Below are 16,152 nucleotides of genomic sequence, written 5' to 3'. Positions count from 1 at the left end.
CCCGGCCGCCACGACCGGCGCCGTACGACGCGAGGTGAAACGCCGATGGAGCCACCCGAGTTCCCACCCCTGCCCGCGCTGACCCGCGCCGAGGGCGAGTTCGTCGACCGCTATCTGGCCGTGCTCGACCAGGTGGGCCGGATCAACCCGGCCCACGGCGGCGACACCTACAGCGCACTTCGGGCCGCCCAGGCCCTGACCTCCGGGGCGGCGGCCCTGCGCGACGCCCTGGCGCTGATGCACGAGCGCGGCGAGTCACGGCTGCACGCCGCCACCCTGGCCCGGGCCCTGCGCGTCCTGGACGGGGAGCGCCGGGCCAGCCGGGTGGCGATGCCTCCGCCGACGGACCGGCCGCCGGTGAACTGACTCGCCCCGCGCGCCCGGAGCGCCTTACGGGAGCGGACCGGTCGACCCGTCGCACGACACGCCCGATCCCCCGATCAATTCTTCTCGCTCGTTCGGCGTAGGCGATCACCCGCACGAGCGACGGCTCAACTTGCGCCCGCAGCACGGCACGTACTCGAAATGCAGCCTTTCGTCCCTGGTGCGAGGGGGGTGCGCCCGGCTCGTCGGCGAGCGCGAATCCGGCCTGTCCACCTGAATGGATCAGTGGTGAGGAGACTCACAAATCGCCGTTTCAGCTCGGAAATCCGGCACGGAGTGCGTCAAGATCCCTGGGACGACAAGCCCCCGCCGCCGCGGCGGGGCGGTCCGGGCGGACGCCGAGTCCTGCCGCCGCCCGGATGACTGGTCGACAGAAGTGGATCGGCAGGAGTGGAGGACCCGAGCACAACGGGCCGACCGGGAGACCGGGAAGCCCTCGGGGTGAAGCCGCGACGCGGCCGGGCGACTTCGCCAGCCCGAACCCGACAGGTCATCCTTCACAGGCGGCTGACGAAGGGTTGCGCATGTCTGCGCAGGTTCATGTCCCGTCTCTGTTCGCCCGGGTCGGTACGGCTTCGGCGCTCACCCTGGCCGTGACGTCCTCGATGCTGGCGCCCGGTCTGGTGAGCGACGCCGAGGCCGCCACCGCCCACTCGACGAAGGCCCTGAAGGTCGCCGCGTCGAAGAAGGGGGCTCCCTACAAGTACGGAGCGGCGGGCCCCAGCCGCTTCGACTGCTCGGGGCTGACGCTCTACTCGTTCAAGAAGGCCGGCAAGAAGCTCCCCCGCACGGCACAGCAGCAGTACAACAAGACCCGCCATATCGCGAAGTCGCAGCGCAAACGCGGCGACCTCGTCTTCTTCCATTCGGGGCGCAGCGTCTACCACGTGGGCATCTACGCCGGGGCCGGGAAGATCTGGCATTCCCCCAAATCGGGGGACGTGGTGCGACTGGCGAAAATCTGGTCCAAGAGCGTCTGGTACGGACGGGTCCGCTGACCCACCGACCGGACGCTCTTTCCTTGTGGCACCTCCCCTGCCGCGTTTCCTCGCGGCACCGTCTCTGCCGCGTTTTCTTGCGGGCACCGCCCCTGCCGCGTTTCTTTGTGGGCACCGCCCCGGCCGCGCGGTGACCGGTCTCAGCGCAGCAGCGGGCCGGTGACCAGGGCGAGTCCCAGACCGGTGAGCGCCACCCCGCTGCCGCCCTCGATGGCGCGGGCGGTACGCGGGCGGCGCAGCCACCGGCCCAGCCGGTCCACGAGCAGGGCGACGGCCGGGAACCAGATCAGCGCCAGCACCACGACCAGGGCCGCGAGCAACAGGGTCCGGGGCAGCGGCGGCTGACCGTCGGGCACGAACTGCGGCAGCAGGCTGAGGAAGAGGACCGGGGCCTTCGGGTTGAGCGCGTTGGTCAGGAACCCCTGGCGCAGCGCACGTCCGAACTCCCTGGGCGCGGGCCGCTCCGGCTCGCCGTCCGGCGTACCGGATGGCGGACCGGATCCGTCCCGCGCGGGGCGGCGGCGGATCGCGTACAGCGTGCTGAGCCCGAGGTAGAGGACGTACGCGCCGCCGAGCAGTTGGACCGTGCGGAAGAGCACGGGCATCGTCACCAGCACCGCGGCGAGTCCGGCGACCGCGAGCGCGGTGTGCACGAGCAGTCCCCCGGCGACGCCGACCGCCGAGGCCAGGCCCGCGGTGCGCGAGGCCAGGGCGTTGCGGACGACGACGGTGAAGTCGGCGCCTGGCAGCGCGACCATACCGGCGGCGACCCCGGTGAAGGCCATCAGTTGTGCGTCCATGAGGTCCACCCTGGACCCGCGGAGCCTTTAGCGTGTACTTGCAATCTTCTGGGTCTGCCTAAAGGAACGCTTTCATGTACGACCCGACACGGCTCGCGGCGCTCGTGGCCGTCGCGGAGGCCGGATCGATCACCCGGGCCGCCGCCCGCCTCGGCTACACCGCCCCGGCGCTCTCGCAGCAGCTGGCCAAGCTGGAGCGGGAGGCGGGGGCGGCGCTGCTGGTACGCCACCATCGCGGGGCGCGGCTGACGGCGGCGGGCGAGCTGCTGGCGGGCCGGGCCCGGCGGGTACTGGACGAACTGGACCAGGCGCGGCACGAGCTGGCGCAGCTGGCCGGGCTCTCGGGCGGCCGGCTGCGGGTGGGGACGTTCACGACGGCCGGGATCCATCTGCTGCCGCCCGTCCTGAGCGCCTTCCGGCGGGCCCACCCCGAGGTGGAGCTGGCCGTCGCCGACCAGGAACCACCCAGCGGGATCGCCGCCGTTGCCGCGGGCGAGGTGGACCTCGCCCTGACCCGTGCCTATGAACCGGGAGCGGTCGGGCCGCCGCCGACGGGTGTGTTCGTCGACCCCCTCCTGGTGGAGGAGCTGGTGCTGGTCACCTCGGTGGGGCACCGGCTCGCCGAGGGCACCGGGCGGCTGCCGGTCGCCGAGCTGGCGGGGCGGCCGTTGATCAGCAGCGCGCCGACCCATCCGCCCCGGCGCGGGGTCGAGGACGCGCTCGCGGAGGTGGGGGCGACGCCCGCGGTGGTATGCGAATCGCCCGGGTACGCGCTGGTGTGCGCGCTGGTCAGCGCGGGGCTCGGCGTGGCGGTGGTGCCGGAGATGGTCGCGTCGATGGCGGCGGCCCCGCTGTCCGTCCGGCGGCTGGAGCCGGCGTCGTTCCGCCGGACGATCTCGGTGGCGCACCGGGGCGACCGGTCGAGCGCGGCCGCCGCGACGCTGCTCGCGCTGCTGCGCAGCGGCTTCGGCCGCGGGGGCACGGCCCCGGGGACGAACCGGGCCCCGGCGGGCTGACCCGCGCCGAACGGCCGGGGCGTCGGCCGGTCAGCTCCGGGTCCGCTCCGGCCGGTCGGCCCATCGGGGTCCGGCCGCGACGTCAGCTCTGGACCGCGACGACCCAAGGCAGCGCGATCCAGACCGTCTTGCCGCCCTCTGCGGTCGGCGTGACCTGGAGCCGACCGCCGCGCTCCTTGGCCAGCATCCGGATGATGACCATGCCCCGGCCGTTGTCCTGCCGTACGGCGGCGGGCAGTTTCTGGGGCCACCGGGGGTGACTGTCCGTGACGCCGAGATACAGCTCCTCGTCGCGTTCGAGACGCAGGTCCACGGTGAAGGTGGGCGACTGGCCGAACGTGTGCTGCACGGCGTTGGTGGCCAGCTCGGAGACGATCAGCCGGATGGTGTCGGCGAACTCGCTGTCGTCGGGCAGGCCCCATTCGGCCAGGGTCCTGGCGACATGTCTGCGGGCCGCGGAGACCGAGACCGGATCGCTCGGCAGAGTGACGGTTGCTTCCTGATGGTCCGCCATGGCGACACCGCCCCTTTCCCGCCCCGGGCCGAGCGGTGGTCGGCCGGGATTGTGCTTCGCGCCAGATTGCCATTGATGCAGCTCCCTGTAACGAGGTTCGGCCAAGATATGCATATATCTGTCGCTCGAAGCGGTGAATTCGGGACCCGTACGGCGTGGACGGACGGCACACTGGCCCCTCTGCGGGCCGGTCCCGGCGACGGCTCGGCCCCTCCTGACAGCGGAAGGAGACCGGCATGCTGCACGGCCCCGTGGTCCGGCGGCGCAAGCTCGGCGAGGAGCTGCGGAGCCTGCGCCACACCTCCGGGATGACCAGCCGGGAGGTGGCACGGCTGCTCGGCTGGCACCAGTCGAAGGTGAGCCGCATCGAGACCGGTGCGAGCGGGGTGACCCCCGCGGACGTATCGCGGCTGCTGGACGTCTACGCGGTGCGCGACCCGCAGTTGCGTTCCCTGCTCGAAGTCCTCGCGGGGTCGGCGGGCGGCGGCGGTTCGGGCTGGTGGCACGCCTACCGGGGGCTGATCCCGCCGCAGTACCGCGACTTCATCAGCCTGGAGTCGCAGGCCAGTACGGTCCGGACGCTGGAGACCTCGGTGGTGCCGGGGCTGCTCCAGACCGCGGGGTACGCCCGTGCCGTGACCCGCGCCTCGCTGGACGGGTTACCGGACGGCCGACTCGACTCGCTGGTCGAGGTCCGGCTGACCCGCCAGCGGGTCCTGCGTGCGAGCCCGCCGCTGCGGTTCACGGCGGTGCTGGACGAGGCGGTGCTCCATCGCGAGGTGGGCGGGCCCGAAGTGATGCGGGACCAGCTGGAGCATCTGACCCAGGTTGCTCAACTGCCGCACGTACAAATGCAGTTGCTGCCGTTCTCGGTGGGCGGATACGTCGGACTCACCGGCCCTTTCGTCATCTTCTCCTTTCCGAACATTTCCGATCTGGATGTGGTCGTTCTTGACCACTTGACGAGTAGCCTCTATCTGGAGCGGAGAGAAGACCTTGAGGCGTACGGCTCGGCCTTCCGTACCTTGCAGGCACACGCGCTGTCGCCCGAACGCTCGCTGGACCTCATCACCGAGATCGGACGTAGCTTCAGACGCAGCTGAGGGGGCCGCCATGTCAGAACGACGCGCACTGCCCGACGCACCGCCGCCATCGATGCCACCGCCGTCCTCGGCGCCGCCCGCCCTCCGGTGGCGGCGCAGCAGCCGGTCGACCGGGATGAACAACTGCGTGGAGACCGCGCGGCTTCGCGAAGCGCTCCTCGCCGTACGCGACTCGAAGGACGTGGACCGGGGGCCGCTGCGGTTCTCGGCGGCTGCCTGGACCGCCTTCGTGGACGGGCTCGGGCCGGACGGAGCCCGTCCACGGCACGTCAGCTGACGTCGGCGTCCGTCTGCCGGGGAGCGGTGGCGGCGATAGTGGCCACCGCGGCCGTGATCTGTTCCTCGGTCAGGTCGGCGCGCGCGGTCAGCCGCAGCCGGGAGATGCCGTCCGGAACCGACGGCGGGCGGAAGCAGCCCACCGCCATTCCGGCCGTGCGGCAGTCGGCCGCCCAGCGCACCGCCGCGTCCGCCGACGGCGCCCGGACGGAGACGACGGCCGCGTCGGGCCTCACCGCCTCCAGCCCGGCGGCGGTGAGCCGCGTGTACAGCGCGGTGGCCACGTCGCGGGCGCGGGCGGCTCGTTCGGGCTCCCGGCGCAGCACTCCGAGGGCGCCGAGCGCGCCGCCGACGGCCGCCGGGGCGAGTCCGGTGTCGAAGATGAACGTCCGGGCCGTGTTGACCAGGTGGTCGATGACCCGGGCGGGCCCCAGAACCGCGCCGCCCTGGCTGCCCAGCGACTTGGACAGGGTGAGCGTGGCCACGACCCCGTCGCCGCCCGCCAGTCCGGCCGCCGCGAGCGCTCCTCGTCCGCCCTCGCCCAGGACGCCGAGGCCGTGGGCGTCGTCGACCAGCAGGGCGGCGTTCGCCGAGCGGCAGACCTCGGCCAGGGCCGGGAGGGGCGCGGCGTCGCCGTCGACGGAGAAGACCGAGTCGGTGACGGCGAGGGCCCGGCCGTCATGCGCCCCGAACGCCTTGGCGACCGCTTCCGGGTCGGCGTGGGGGGCGACGGCGGTCTCGGCGCGGGAGAGCCGGCAGCCGTCCACGATCGAGGCGTGGTTGCCCGCGTCGGAGACGATGAGGGAGTCGCGCCCGGACAGCGCCGTCAGCGCTGCGAGGTTGGCCGCGTACCCGGAGGAGAGCACGAGGGCCGCCTCGAAACCGCAGAACGCGGCCAGCTCCCGTTCGAGTTCGGCGTGCAGGGCGGTGGAGCCCGTGACCAGCCGGGATCCGGTCGCGCCCGCTCCCCAGCGGTGGGCGGCGGCGGCCGCGGCGGCGGTGACCTCCGGGTGCCGGGTGAGGCCCAGGTAGTCGTTGCTCGCGAGGTCCAGCAGCTCCGGCTCGGCGTCGCGCGGACGAAGTGTGCGTACGAGTCCGGCGGCGGCCCGGCGGCGGGCCTCGGCGTCGATCCAGTCGAACGGGGCGAAGGACATGGGGCGGGTCCCTGTCTTTGTAGGCAGCCCACAGACCCTAGCCGGGTGCGCAGCAGGTCAGGGTGTGGCAATACACACACCCGCGCCCGGGTCTCCTGTCTGGTTCCTCCTTGGCTGGAGGCGGTGCCGTACGTCAGGATCATCTCTCATGGACCTGCTGAACACGCTGGTGGACAAGGGGCTGCGGCGCGAACTGCCGACCCGCGAAGAAGCGCTCGCCGTACTGGCGACCTCCGACGACGAACTGCTCGACGTGGTGGCCGCCGCCGGGAAGGTGCGCCGTCAGTGGTTCGGGCGGCGCGTCAAGCTCAACTATCTGGTCAACCTGAAGTCCGGGCTCTGCCCCGAGGACTGCTCGTACTGCTCGCAGCGGCTCGGCTCGAAGGCCGGAATCCTCAAGTACACCTGGCTGAAGCCGGAGGAGGCGTCCAAGGCCGCCGCCGCCGGGGTGGCGGGCGGCGCGAAGCGGGTCTGTCTGGTGGCGAGCGGACGCGGCCCCACGGACCGGGACGTGGACCGGGTGACCAAGACCATCGAGGCCATCAAGGAGGAGAACGAGGGCATCGAGGTCTGCGCCTGCCTCGGTCTGCTCTCCGACGGCCAGGCCGACCGGCTGCGGACGGCGGGCGCCGACGCGTACAACCACAACCTCAACACGTCCGAGGAGACGTACGGGGCGATCACCACCACCCACACCTACGCGGACCGGGTGGAGACCGTGCAGCAGGCCCAGGCCGCCGGGCTCTCGGCGTGTTCCGGGCTGATCGCCGGGATGGGCGAGAGCGACAAGGACCTGGTCGACGTGGTGTTCGCGCTGCGCGATCTGGACCCGGACTCGGTGCCGGTGAACTTCCTGATCCCGTTCGAGGGCACGCCGCTCGCCAAGGAGTGGAACCTCACCCCGCAGCGCTGCCTGCGCATTCTGGCGATGGTCCGGTTCGTCTGCCCGGACGTCGAGGTGCGGCTCGCGGGCGGCCGTGAGGTGCACCTGCGCTCGATGCAGCCGCTGGCGCTGCACCTGGTCAACTCGATCTTCCTGGGCGACTACCTGACGAGCGAGGGCCAGGCCGGCCAGGCCGACCTGGACATGATCGCGGACGCCGGTTTCGAGGTGGAGGGCGCGGGCACGACCACGCTGCCGCGCCACCGGGCCGACGCACCGGTCGGCGGCTGCGGTACGCCGGAGGAGCCGGCCGGATGCGGAACGCAGGAGTCCGCGGGCTGCGGTTCGCACGGGGGCGGTGGCGGCTGCGGACCGTGCGGTGGTCACGGGGAGCAGGATCCGGTGGCGGTCGCCGAGGCGGACGCGGATGCTCCGGCCGCGCGTTCGGAGGCGAACGGCGCGCCGCGTACGGACCTGGTGGCGGTGCGCCGGCGCGGTGCGGGGACGGATCTCGCCCCCAATGCCTGAGCCGTACGCCCCCGCGCTCCCCCGGCCGGGCGCACAGTCCGGGCCCGCCGCACAGTCCGGGCCCGCCGCACAATCCGGGCCCGCCGCACACTCCGGATCCGCCGCGTACTCCGGGCCCGGCGCGCATTCCGGATCCGCCGCGCCGAAGCCGTACGCCCCCGACGAACTGCGGGCGCTCGACAGGGCGCACGTCTGGCATCCGTACGGTCCGATGCCCGGCCGCCAGGAGCCGCTGATCGTGGAGTCGGCCACCGGGGTACGGCTCCGGCTCGCCGAACCCGTCGAGGGGCAGCGCGAGTTGGTCGACGGCATGTCGTCCTGGTGGTCGGCGGTGCACGGCTACAACCACCCGGTCCTCAACGAGGCCGCGCGCGGTCAGCTGGACCGGATGAGCCATGTGATGTTCGGCGGGCTCACGCACGAGCCCGCCGTCCGGCTGGCGACCCGGCTGGTGGAGATCACCCCGGAGCCGCTCCAGCACGTCTTCCTGGCCGACTCCGGTTCCGTGTCGGTCGAGGTCGCGGTCAAGATGTGCCTGCAGTTCTGGCGTTCGGCGGGCCGTCCGGCCAAGCGGCGGCTGCTGACCTGGCGCGGGGGCTACCACGGGGACACCTGGCAGCCGATGGCGGTGTGCGACCCGGAGGGCGGGATGCACCAGTTGTGGTCGGGTGCTCTGCCCCGGCAGGTCTTCGCCGACGCCCCGCCGGACGGTTTCGACGCGGAGCCGGATTCCGGATACGTCACGCATCTGCGGGAGCTGATCGCGGCGCACGCCCACGAGCTCGCGGCGGTCATCGTGGAGCCGGTGGTGCAGGGGGCCGGCGGGATGCGGTTCCACTCCCCCGCCTATCTGCGGGTGCTGCGCGAGGCCTGCGACGAGCACGACGTCCTGCTGGTCCTCGACGAGATCGCGACCGGTTTCGGGCGTACGGGCAAGCTGTTCGCCGCCGGTCACGCCGGGATCTCGCCGGACGTCATGTGCGTCGGCAAGGCGCTGACCGGCGGCTACCTCACGATGGCGGCGACGCTGTGCACCACCCGGGTGGCCGAGGGCATCTCCAGCGGCGAGGTGCCGGTGCTGGCGCACGGGCCGACGTTCATGGGCAATCCGCTGGCCGCCTCGGTGGCCTCGGCCTCGGTGGACCTGCTGCTGGGGCAGGACTGGGAGGGCGAGGTGGCGCGGATCGGCGCGGGGCTGCGCTCCGGGCTCGCTCCCGCCGCGGACCTCGCGGGTGTCGTGGACGTACGGGTCCTCGGGGCGATCGGGGTCGTCCAGCTCGACCACGAGGTGGACATGGCGGCGGCGACCCGTGCGGCCGTGCGCGAGGGCGTATGGCTGCGGCCGTTCCGCGATCTCGTCTACACGATGCCGCCGTACGTCACGGGCGACGAGGACGTGGCCCGGATCTGCCGGGCCGTGTGCGCCGCGGCACGGGAGGGCTGAAGCGACATGTCGACGATTCTGGTGGTGTCCGGTACGGGCACGGAGATCGGCAAGACCGTGGTCACCGCCGCGGTGGCTGCCGCCGCGCGGGACCGCCGGGTCGCGGTGCTCAAGCCCGCGCAGACGGGGCTCGCCCCCGGCGAGCCGGGGGATGCGGCCGAGGTCGCGCGCCTGGCGGGAAGCCATGTGACGGCGGTCGAACTGGCCCGGTTCCCGGAGCCGTTGGCCCCGGCCACGGCCGCCCGGCGGGCGGGTCTCGCCCCGGTGCGGCCGTTCGAGGTCGCCGAGGCGGCGGAGAAGCTCTCCACCGAGCACGACCTGGTGCTGGTGGAGGGTGCGGGCGGGCTGCTCGTGCGGTTCGACGACGAGGGCTCCACCGTCGCGGACGCGGCCCGGCTGCTGTCCGCTCCGGTGCTGATGGTGGCCCCCGCGGGGCTGGGCACTCTGAACGCGACCGCGTTGACGGCCGAGGCGCTGCGGAACCGGGGCCTCGGCTGCCGGGGTGTGGTGATCGGCAGCATGCCGGCGGAGCCGGACCTCGCGTCCCGGTGCAACATCGAGGACCTGCCGGTGGCGGCCGGTGCGCCGTTGCTGGGCGCGGTACCGGCGGGCGCGGGTGCGCTGCCGGGCGCGGACTTCGCGGCGGGCGCGGCGCGGTGGCTCGCGCCGGAGCTGGGCGGGAGCTGGACTCCGGCCCGTGGCTGAGGCCCGGGGGTTGGGGCGTCCCGGGCGGTCCGGGGGCTATCCGGAGGCGATCCGGGGAGAATTCTTCCAGGGCCGGTCCGGCCGGACCGGCCCCAGGAGCCTCACGCCCGCTCCGTAACGGAGGTCCGTCATGCAGTTGCGCAGCAGGAAGCTCCCCCGGGACGCCGTGCATCATCCGCTCTTCGCCCGCTTCTACGCCCGCTTCAGCGTGGCCGCCGATCTGCGGGGCGGCGTCGCCGCGTACCGCGAGGAGCTGCTGTCGGGGCTCTCCGGCCGGGTCATCGAGGTCGGTGCGGGAAACGGGCTGAACTTCGCCCACTACCCCGGCGCCGTCTCGGAGGTCGTGGCACTGGAGCCGGAACGCTCGCTGCGGCAGCTCGCGGTCCGGGCCGCCCTGCGCGCCGAGGTGCCGGTGGACGTGGTGCCGGGGGCGGCCGAGGCGCTGCCGGTCAAGAGCGAGGCGTTCGACGGGGCGGTGGCGTCCCTGGTCCTGTGCACCGTACGGGACCTGCCCCGGGCGCTCGCCGAGATCAAGCGGGTCCTGCGGCCGGGCGGCGAACTGCGGTTCTTCGAGCACGGTCTGGCTCCGGGGCGGGCGCTGGCGACGGCACAGCGGGTGGCCGATGGGACCCTGTGGCCGCTGCTGTTCGGCGGCTGTCACACGGCCCGGGATCCGCTGGCCGCGATCGAGGCGGCGGGCTTCGAACTGGGCACGTACCGCAGGCTGCGCATTCCGGAGTCGGGCCTCCAGGCGCCCTCGTCGCCCTGTGTCCTGGGCGTGGCCCGCAAACCGTTCACGGAGGACGGGGGCTGAGGCTGCTGGGACTGCGGGGGCCTCTTCACCCCGGGGCCGGGCTTCCCGGCAGGGGGAGTGTGCGACCACCCTGCGGAATGCGATCGACGCCCCGGCGCGGCGGATGGTGGGATGGCCGGCATGAACGATCTTTCGCTGTCGATACGGTCCGCGGCCCCGGCCGACCTGGACGAGGTCCTCGCCTTCTGGAAGACGGCCGCCGAGGGCACCAGCATCAGCGACGACGGGGACGGTGTCGCCCGCCTGGTGGAACGGGACCCCGAGGCGTTGATCCTGGCCGAGCGGGACGGGACGCTGGTCGGCACCGTCATCGCGGGGTTCGACGGCTGGCGGTGCCATCTCTACCGCCTCGCGGTCCACCCGGACCAGCGGCGCCGGGGTGTGGGGAGCGCCCTCCTCGCGGCGGCGGAGGAACGGTTCACCGCGCTGGGTGGGCGGCGCGCCGACGCCATGGTCCTCGATCGCAACGCCTCCGCCCACCACGCGTGGCGCGCGGCGGGGTATGCGCCCGAGCCGCAGTGGAGCCGCTGGGTGAAGCACCTGACGAACTGACGCGGTAGGAGGGGGCCGACGCCGGGCAGACGCCTACGATGACATGCTCCTCCGACACCTCCGACACCGCGCGGTCCCCCCGCCCCTGCCCGATCATGGGACGGAGGTGAACCGATGACCGAAGTGCTTCTGTTGCTCGTCGCCCTGCTGCTCTGCGTCGCCTGCGGCGCGTTCGTCGCGGCGGAGTTCTCCCTGACCACGGTGGAGCGCAGCGAACTCGAACGGGCTGTCGAGCGGGGCGAGCGGGGTGCCGCGAGCGCTCTGAAGGCCGTCCGGAGTCTCACGTTCCAGCTCTCGGGGGCCCAGCTCGGGATCACCGTCACCAACCTGGTGATCGGCATGCTCTCCGAGCCGTCCATCGCCAAGCTGATCCGCGGCCCCGTCGAGGCGGCGGGGCTGCACCCCGCCGCCGCTTCCACCCTGGCGCTCGTCATCGGCACGGCGCTGTCGACGGTGGTTCTGATGGTGGTCGGCGAGCTGGTCCCGAAGAACTGGGCGATCTCCTCCCCGCTGGCCGTGGCCAAGGCGGTGGCCACACCGCAACGGGGCTTCACCGCGGTGTTCCGGCCCTTCATCAGCCACCTGAACAACACCGCCAACCGGATCGTGCGCCGCTTCGGGCTGGAGCCGACCGAGGAGCTGGCCTCCGCCCGCAGTCCGCAGGAGCTGGTGGCGCTGGCCCGGCACTCCGCGAAGGAGGGCGCGCTGGAGGCGGACACGGCCGAGCTGTTCGTCCGCACCCTGAACCTCTCGGAGCTGACGGCGGAGAACGTGATGACCCCGCGGGTCCAGGTGACGGCGCTGGAGCTGCACGCGACGGCCGAGGACGTCGCCAACGCCACGCGGGCGACCGGGTTGTCCCGCTTCCCCGTCTACCGGGGCAGCCTGGACACCGTGGTCGGCGTGGCCCACATCAAGGACGTCCTGGCGATCCCCGCCGACCGGCGGCCCCGGACCCGCGTCTCGGAGCTGCTGCGCGAGCCCCTGCTCGTACCGGAGACGCTCACCGTGGACAAGCTGCTGGACCGCTTGTCCGGGAAGCTCGCCATGGCCGTGGTGATCGACGAGTACGGCGGGACGGCCGGGGTCGCGACGCTGGAGGACATCGTGGAGGAGGTCGTCGGCGAGGTCCGCGACGAGCACGATCCGCACGAGACGCCCGATCTGGCCGCCGCGGGTGAGGACGCCGACGGCCGCACCCTGTGGTCGGCGGACGGGGCGGCCCGCACCGACCAGCTCCGCAGGATCGGTCTGCGGGTGCCGGAGGGCCCCTACGAGACCCTCGCGGGGCTGATCGCCGCCGAGCTCGGGCGGATCCCGACGGCGGACGACAGCGTCGAGCTGGCGGGCTGGCGGATCGACGTGGTGGACGCGTCGGGCCGCCGGGCCGCGCGAGCCCTGCTGCACGCCCCGCTGCCGGGGTCCGAGGACCGGAAGGAGGACGAACGGTGATCGTTCTCCAGCTCTTCATCGGCCTGCTGACCCTGGTGGCCAACGCCTTCTTCGTGGGCGCCGAATTCGCCCTGATCTCGGTGCGCCGCAGCCAGATCGAACCGGAGGCCGAGGCCGGGAACCGGCGGGCCCGCAGTGTCATCTGGGGCCTGGAGCACGTCTCCGCGCTGCTCGCCGCCGCCCAGCTCGGCATCACGCTCTGCACCCTGGTGCTGGGCATCGTCGCCGAACCGGCCATCGCGCATCTGCTGGAGCCGGTCTTCGACGCGGTCGGGGTGCCGCACGGTCTGGTGCATCCGCTGTCGTTCGTCATCGCCCTGGGCGTGGCGACGTATCTGCACATGCTGCTGGGCGAGATGGTCCCGAAGAACATCGCGCTGGCCGAACCGGCCCGGAGCGCCCTGCTCCTGGGGCCGCCGCTGGTCGCGATGGCCCGGGCCCTGCGGCCGGTGATCTTCGCCATCAACGCGTTCGCCAACGCCCTGCTCAAGCTGTTGCGGGTGGAGACGAAGGACGAGGTCTCCGCGACGTTCTCGGACGACGAACTGGCCCGGATGGTGCAGGACGCGGGGGACGCCGGACTGGTCGACGACCGTTCCGCGCAGCGTCTCCACCATGCTCTGGAGCTGGGTCGCCGGCCGGTGCGGGATGTGGTGATGCCGGTCGACCGGGTGCTGTACGCCCGGGTCGGCACGACTCCGGAGGAGCTGGAGCGGCTCTCGTCGGAGTCCGGGTTCTCCCGCTTCCCGGTGATGGACCGCGAGCAGCGCATCCTCGGCTACCTCCATGTGAAGGACGCCCTGGACGCGACGCCCCGCGACGTGCCCTTCCCGGTGTCGGCGATGCGGCCGATCGCCCGGGTCCGGACGGCGACCCCACTGGACGACGCGTTGACCGCGCTGCGCCGCAGCCGAACCCATCTGGCAGCGGTGCTCGACGAGGACGGGCGGCTGGCGGGCATGGTCACGATGGAGGACGTACTGCGCGAACTCGTCGGACGGCCGGGGTCCCGCTGACCTGCCGGCCGACCGACTGGCCTACCGACCTACCGACCGGTACGCTCATCGGGCCATGGAATTGAATGCCTCCTACACCAGTCTCGTCGCGGTCGGCGACTCGTTCACCGAGGGCATGTCCGACCTGCTCGCCGACGGTACGTACCGGGGCTGGGCGGACGTCCTCGCCGCCCGGCTCGCGGCCCGGTCCCCCGGTTTCCGGTACGCCAATCTCGCCGTACGCGGGAAGCTCATCGGCCAGATCGTCGACGAGCAGGTGGAGGCGGCGGCGGAGCTCCGGGCCGATGTGGTCACGCTCGTCGGCGGGCTCAACGACACGTTGCGCCCGAAGTGCGACATGGGGATGGTCAGGGGCCGGCTCGAAGAGGCCGTGGAGCGTCTCGCGCCGACCTGCAAGCAGCTGGTGCTGATGCGCAGCCCCGGGCGCAGCGGTCCGGTGTTCGACCGGTTCCGCCCCCGGGTGGAGGCGTTGTTCGCCCTGATCGACGATCTGGCGGGGCAGCACGGCGCCGTGGTGGTGGACCTCTACTCCGCGCCCTCGATCGCCGACCCCCGGATGTGGGACGTCGACCGGCTCCACCTCACTGCCGAGGGCCACCGGCGCGTCGCCGAGGCCGTCTGGCAGACGCTGGGGCTGCCGGCCGAGCTGGACTGGCGTACGCGGATGCCCGCGACCGCACCGCCGCGCTGGGCGGCCCGGCGAGCGGAGGACATCCGCTTCGCCCGGCAGCACCTGGCCCCGTGGATCGGGCGGCGGCTCACCGGCCGCTCCTCCGGCGACGGACGCTCAGGCGCCCAGTTCGACGCGACGACGGGCAAGGCTTTCTGGATCACGCCCGCGGACGACGGGACCCCGGGCCCGGTGACGGGGTGGCGGCGCGCCGCCTCCCCCCCTCCCTCGTAGCCGGCCCTCCGTCGTGCGCGGCCGCCCCTCCCTCGTAGCCGGCCCTCCGTCGTGCGCGGCCGCCCCTCCTTCGTAGCAAGGCACAAACGGGGGCGCGGCGCTGGCCTGCACGAATCGCCAGTAGAATCCGTTCACGTGAACGCCGTGTCTGCGAAGCCTCGCATCCCCAATGTCCTGGCCGGCCGCTACGCCTCCGCGGAGCTGGCCGTCCTCTGGTCCCCCGAGCAGAAGGTGAAGCTGGAGCGTCAGCTGTGGCTGGCGGTGCTGCGCGCTCAGAAGGACCTCGGGATCGAGGTGCCCGACGCGGCGCTCGCCGACTACGAGCGGGTCCTGGACCAGGTGGACCTGGCCTCCATCGCCGAGCGCGAGAAGGTCACCCGGCATGACGTGAAGGCCCGGATCGAGGAGTTCAACGCCCTCGCCGGTCATGAGCAGGTCCACAAGGGCATGACCTCCCGGGACCTGACGGAGAACGTCGAGCAGCTGCAGATCCGCCTCTCGCTGGAGCTGATGCGCGACCGTACCGTGGCCGTGCTGGCCCGGCTCGGCAAGCTCGCCGCGGAGTACCGCGAGCTGGTGATCGCCGGACGCTCCCACAATGTCGCCGCGCAGGCGACGACGCTGGGCAAGCGCTTCGCGACCGCAGCGGACGAGCTGCTCGTCGCCCACGGCCGCCTGGAGGACCTGCTCTCCCGCTACCCGCTGCGCGGGATCAAGGGCCCGGTCGGCACGGCCCAGGACATGCTGGACCTGCTCGGCGGCGACGCGGGCAAGCTCGCCGAGCTGGAGCAGCGCATCGCCGGGCACCTCGGCTTCGCCGAGGCGTTCACCTCGGTCGGCCAGGTCTACCCCCGGTCGCTCGACTACGACGTGGTCACCGCCCTGGTGCAGCTGGCCGCGGCGCCCTCCTCGGTGGCGAAGACCATCCGGCTGATGGCGGGCCACGAGCTGGTGACCGAGGGCTTCAAGCCCGGCCAGGTCGGCTCGTCCGCGATGCCGCACAAGATGAACACGCGCTCCTGCGAGCGGGTCAACGGCCTGATGGTGATCCTGCGCGGCTACGCCTCGATGACGGGTGAGCTGGCGGGCGACCAGTGGAACGAGGGCGACGTGTCCTGCTCCGTGGTCCGCCGGGTGGCGCTCCCGGACGCGTTCTTCGCGTTCGACGGTCTCCTGGAGACCTTCCTGACGGTGCTGGACGAGTTCGGCGCGTTCCCCGCGGTCGTGGCGCGCGAGCTGGACCGCTACCTCCCCTTCCTGGCCACCACCAAGGTCCTGATGGGCGCCGTACGGGCCGGGGTCGGCCGTGAGCTGGCGCACGAGGCGATCAAGGAGAACGCGGTCGCCTCCGCCCTCGCGATGCGGGAGCAGGGCGCCGAGCGCAACGAGCTGCTCGACAAGCTCGCCGCGGACGAGCGGATCCCGCTGGACCGCGCGCAGTTGGACGAGCTGATGGCCGACAAGCTCTCGTTCACGGGCGCAGCCGGTGACCAGGTGACGTCGCTGGTCGCCCGGATCGAGGAGATCGCCAAGCAGCACCCCGAGGCCGCGGGCTACACCCCCGGCTCGATCCTCTGACCGGCACCGCCGTCACGGTACGGCCCCGAGG

At 72.8% G+C, this 16,152-nt stretch carries 17 protein-coding genes; 14 read left to right on the top strand and 3 right to left on the bottom strand.

The genetic code is table 11. The annotated features are described in order from the left end of the window. Positions 1-45: 45 nt before the first annotated feature. A complete protein-coding gene (locus IE140_RS30365; protein ID WP_150193591.1) occupies positions 46-366 on the top strand; it encodes a hypothetical protein in 321 nt (106 codons plus the stop codon). Positions 367-908: 542 nt separating this feature from the next. Further along, entirely contained in the window at positions 909-1,382 is a 474-nt protein-coding gene (locus IE140_RS30360; RefSeq protein ID WP_030713942.1) for a C40 family peptidase, read from the top strand. A 140-nt stretch (positions 1,383-1,522) separates the two neighbouring features. Here the strand turns inward: IE140_RS30360 and IE140_RS30355 are convergent, their stop codons facing one another. Further along, positions 1,523-2,182 (bottom strand): LysE family translocator, encoded by a 660-nt coding sequence (locus IE140_RS30355; RefSeq protein WP_150193592.1) that lies wholly within the window; start codon positions 2,180-2,182, stop codon positions 1,523-1,525. Positions 2,183-2,256: 74 nt separating this feature from the next. On the opposite strand from IE140_RS30355, the gene IE140_RS30350 reads away from it, so the two are divergent. Then, positions 2,257-3,198, top strand: a complete 942-nt coding sequence (locus tag IE140_RS30350) for a LysR family transcriptional regulator (RefSeq protein WP_150193593.1) — start codon at positions 2,257-2,259, stop codon at positions 3,196-3,198. A gap of 82 nt (positions 3,199-3,280) precedes the next feature. On the opposite strand, the gene IE140_RS30345 is transcribed toward IE140_RS30350, so the two are convergent. After that, a complete protein-coding gene (locus tag IE140_RS30345) occupies positions 3,281-3,712 on the bottom strand; it encodes an ATP-binding protein (protein ID WP_088576945.1) in 432 nt (143 codons plus the stop codon). A gap of 236 nt (positions 3,713-3,948) precedes the next feature. Here IE140_RS30345 and IE140_RS30340 point away from each other — a divergent pair, with 236 nt between their 5' ends. Together IE140_RS30340 and IE140_RS30335 are read left to right on the top strand one after the other, a co-directional pair. Further along, positions 3,949-4,815 (top strand): helix-turn-helix domain-containing protein, encoded by an 867-nt coding sequence (locus tag IE140_RS30340; protein ID WP_032765684.1) that lies wholly within the window; start codon positions 3,949-3,951, stop codon positions 4,813-4,815. Between the two features lie 10 nt (positions 4,816-4,825). Further along, a complete protein-coding gene (locus IE140_RS30335; RefSeq protein WP_093436934.1) occupies positions 4,826-5,092 on the top strand; it encodes a DUF397 domain-containing protein in 267 nt (88 codons plus the stop codon). Here the strand turns inward: IE140_RS30335 and IE140_RS30330 are convergent. Next, the gene (locus IE140_RS30330; protein WP_150193594.1) at positions 5,085-6,245 is read right to left on the bottom strand and encodes an 8-amino-7-oxononanoate synthase; all 1,161 of its coding nucleotides are present in this window, start codon (positions 6,243-6,245) and stop codon (positions 5,085-5,087) included. The two genes, IE140_RS30335 and IE140_RS30330, sit on opposite strands and share 8 nt — an antisense overlap. 148 nt (positions 6,246-6,393) lie before the next feature. On the opposite strand from IE140_RS30330, the gene bioB reads away from it, so the two are divergent. The 9 genes from bioB to purB all read left to right on the top strand — a co-directional run bounded on the left by bioB (position 6,394) and on the right by purB (position 16,121). Beyond that, positions 6,394-7,656: a biotin synthase BioB gene (gene bioB / locus IE140_RS30325; protein WP_150193595.1), complete on the top strand. Its 1,263-nt coding sequence runs from the start codon at positions 6,394-6,396 to the stop codon at positions 7,654-7,656. After that, on the top strand, positions 7,649-9,100 hold the full coding sequence (locus IE140_RS30320; protein WP_229826953.1) for an adenosylmethionine--8-amino-7-oxononanoate transaminase: 1,452 nt from the start codon (positions 7,649-7,651) through the stop codon (positions 9,098-9,100). Before bioB ends, IE140_RS30320 begins: the two co-directional genes overlap by 8 nt. A 6-nt stretch (positions 9,101-9,106) precedes the next feature. Then, positions 9,107-9,805, top strand: coding sequence for a dethiobiotin synthase (gene bioD, locus IE140_RS30315; protein ID WP_150193596.1), 699 nt, complete (start codon positions 9,107-9,109; stop codon positions 9,803-9,805). Positions 9,806-9,935: 130 nt separating this feature from the next. Further along, positions 9,936-10,619, top strand: a complete 684-nt coding sequence (locus IE140_RS30310) for a class I SAM-dependent methyltransferase (RefSeq protein WP_109177786.1) — start codon at positions 9,936-9,938, stop codon at positions 10,617-10,619. Positions 10,620-10,730: 111 nt separating this feature from the next. Next, positions 10,731-11,171 carry a GNAT family N-acetyltransferase gene (locus IE140_RS30305; protein ID WP_109177787.1) on the top strand — a complete coding sequence of 147 codons (441 nt, stop codon included), beginning with the start codon at positions 10,731-10,733 and terminating at the stop codon, positions 11,169-11,171. A gap of 114 nt (positions 11,172-11,285) precedes the next feature. After that, a complete protein-coding gene (locus IE140_RS30300) occupies positions 11,286-12,623 on the top strand; it encodes a hemolysin family protein (protein ID WP_150193597.1) in 1,338 nt (445 codons plus the stop codon). Then, positions 12,620-13,639, top strand: a complete 1,020-nt coding sequence (locus IE140_RS30295; protein WP_100564424.1) for a hemolysin family protein — start codon at positions 12,620-12,622, stop codon at positions 13,637-13,639. Before IE140_RS30300 ends, IE140_RS30295 begins: the two co-directional genes overlap by 4 nt. 55 nt (positions 13,640-13,694) lie before the next feature. Continuing rightward, positions 13,695-14,543 (top strand): SGNH/GDSL hydrolase family protein, encoded by an 849-nt coding sequence (locus IE140_RS30290; RefSeq protein ID WP_189460878.1) that lies wholly within the window; start codon positions 13,695-13,697, stop codon positions 14,541-14,543. 144 nt (positions 14,544-14,687) lie between these two features. Further along, complete coding sequence (purB, locus tag IE140_RS30285; protein ID WP_078566783.1) at positions 14,688-16,121, top strand: adenylosuccinate lyase; 1,434 nt, start codon at positions 14,688-14,690, stop codon at positions 16,119-16,121. The last annotated feature ends 31 nt before the right edge of the window (positions 16,122-16,152 follow it).

This window comes from Streptomyces parvus, from assembly GCF_014648875.1.
Taxonomy (GTDB): Bacteria; Actinomycetota; Actinomycetes; order Streptomycetales; family Streptomycetaceae; genus Streptomyces; species Streptomyces parvus.
Note: the sequence above shows the minus strand (reverse complement) of the source record. Positions and strands in the feature narration are given on the sequence as shown.

Coding starts and splice junctions, on each gene's coding strand:
- IE140_RS30355 (WP_150193592.1), bottom strand. CDS start 2,182: ATGGACGCACAACTGATGGCCTTCACCGGGGTCGCCGCCGGTATGGTC.
- IE140_RS30365 (WP_150193591.1), top strand. CDS start 46: ATGGAGCCACCCGAGTTCCCACCCCTGCCCGCGCTGACCCGCGCCGAG.
- IE140_RS30340 (WP_032765684.1), top strand. CDS start 3,949: ATGCTGCACGGCCCCGTGGTCCGGCGGCGCAAGCTCGGCGAGGAGCTG.
- IE140_RS30360 (WP_030713942.1), top strand. CDS start 909: ATGTCTGCGCAGGTTCATGTCCCGTCTCTGTTCGCCCGGGTCGGTACG.
- IE140_RS30310 (WP_109177786.1), top strand. CDS start 9,936: ATGCAGTTGCGCAGCAGGAAGCTCCCCCGGGACGCCGTGCATCATCCG.
- IE140_RS30305 (WP_109177787.1), top strand. CDS start 10,731: ATGGCCGGCATGAACGATCTTTCGCTGTCGATACGGTCCGCGGCCCCG.
- IE140_RS30350 (WP_150193593.1), top strand. CDS start 2,257: ATGTACGACCCGACACGGCTCGCGGCGCTCGTGGCCGTCGCGGAGGCC.
- IE140_RS30320 (WP_229826953.1), top strand. CDS start 7,649: ATGCCTGAGCCGTACGCCCCCGCGCTCCCCCGGCCGGGCGCACAGTCC.
- IE140_RS30345 (WP_088576945.1), bottom strand. CDS start 3,712: ATGGCGGACCATCAGGAAGCAACCGTCACTCTGCCGAGCGATCCGGTC.
- bioB (WP_150193595.1), top strand. CDS start 6,394: ATGGACCTGCTGAACACGCTGGTGGACAAGGGGCTGCGGCGCGAACTG.
- IE140_RS30335 (WP_093436934.1), top strand. CDS start 4,826: ATGTCAGAACGACGCGCACTGCCCGACGCACCGCCGCCATCGATGCCA.
- IE140_RS30330 (WP_150193594.1), bottom strand. CDS start 6,245: ATGTCCTTCGCCCCGTTCGACTGGATCGACGCCGAGGCCCGCCGCCGG.
- IE140_RS30300 (WP_150193597.1), top strand. CDS start 11,286: ATGACCGAAGTGCTTCTGTTGCTCGTCGCCCTGCTGCTCTGCGTCGCC.
- IE140_RS30290 (WP_189460878.1), top strand. CDS start 13,695: ATGGAATTGAATGCCTCCTACACCAGTCTCGTCGCGGTCGGCGACTCG.
- bioD (WP_150193596.1), top strand. CDS start 9,107: ATGTCGACGATTCTGGTGGTGTCCGGTACGGGCACGGAGATCGGCAAG.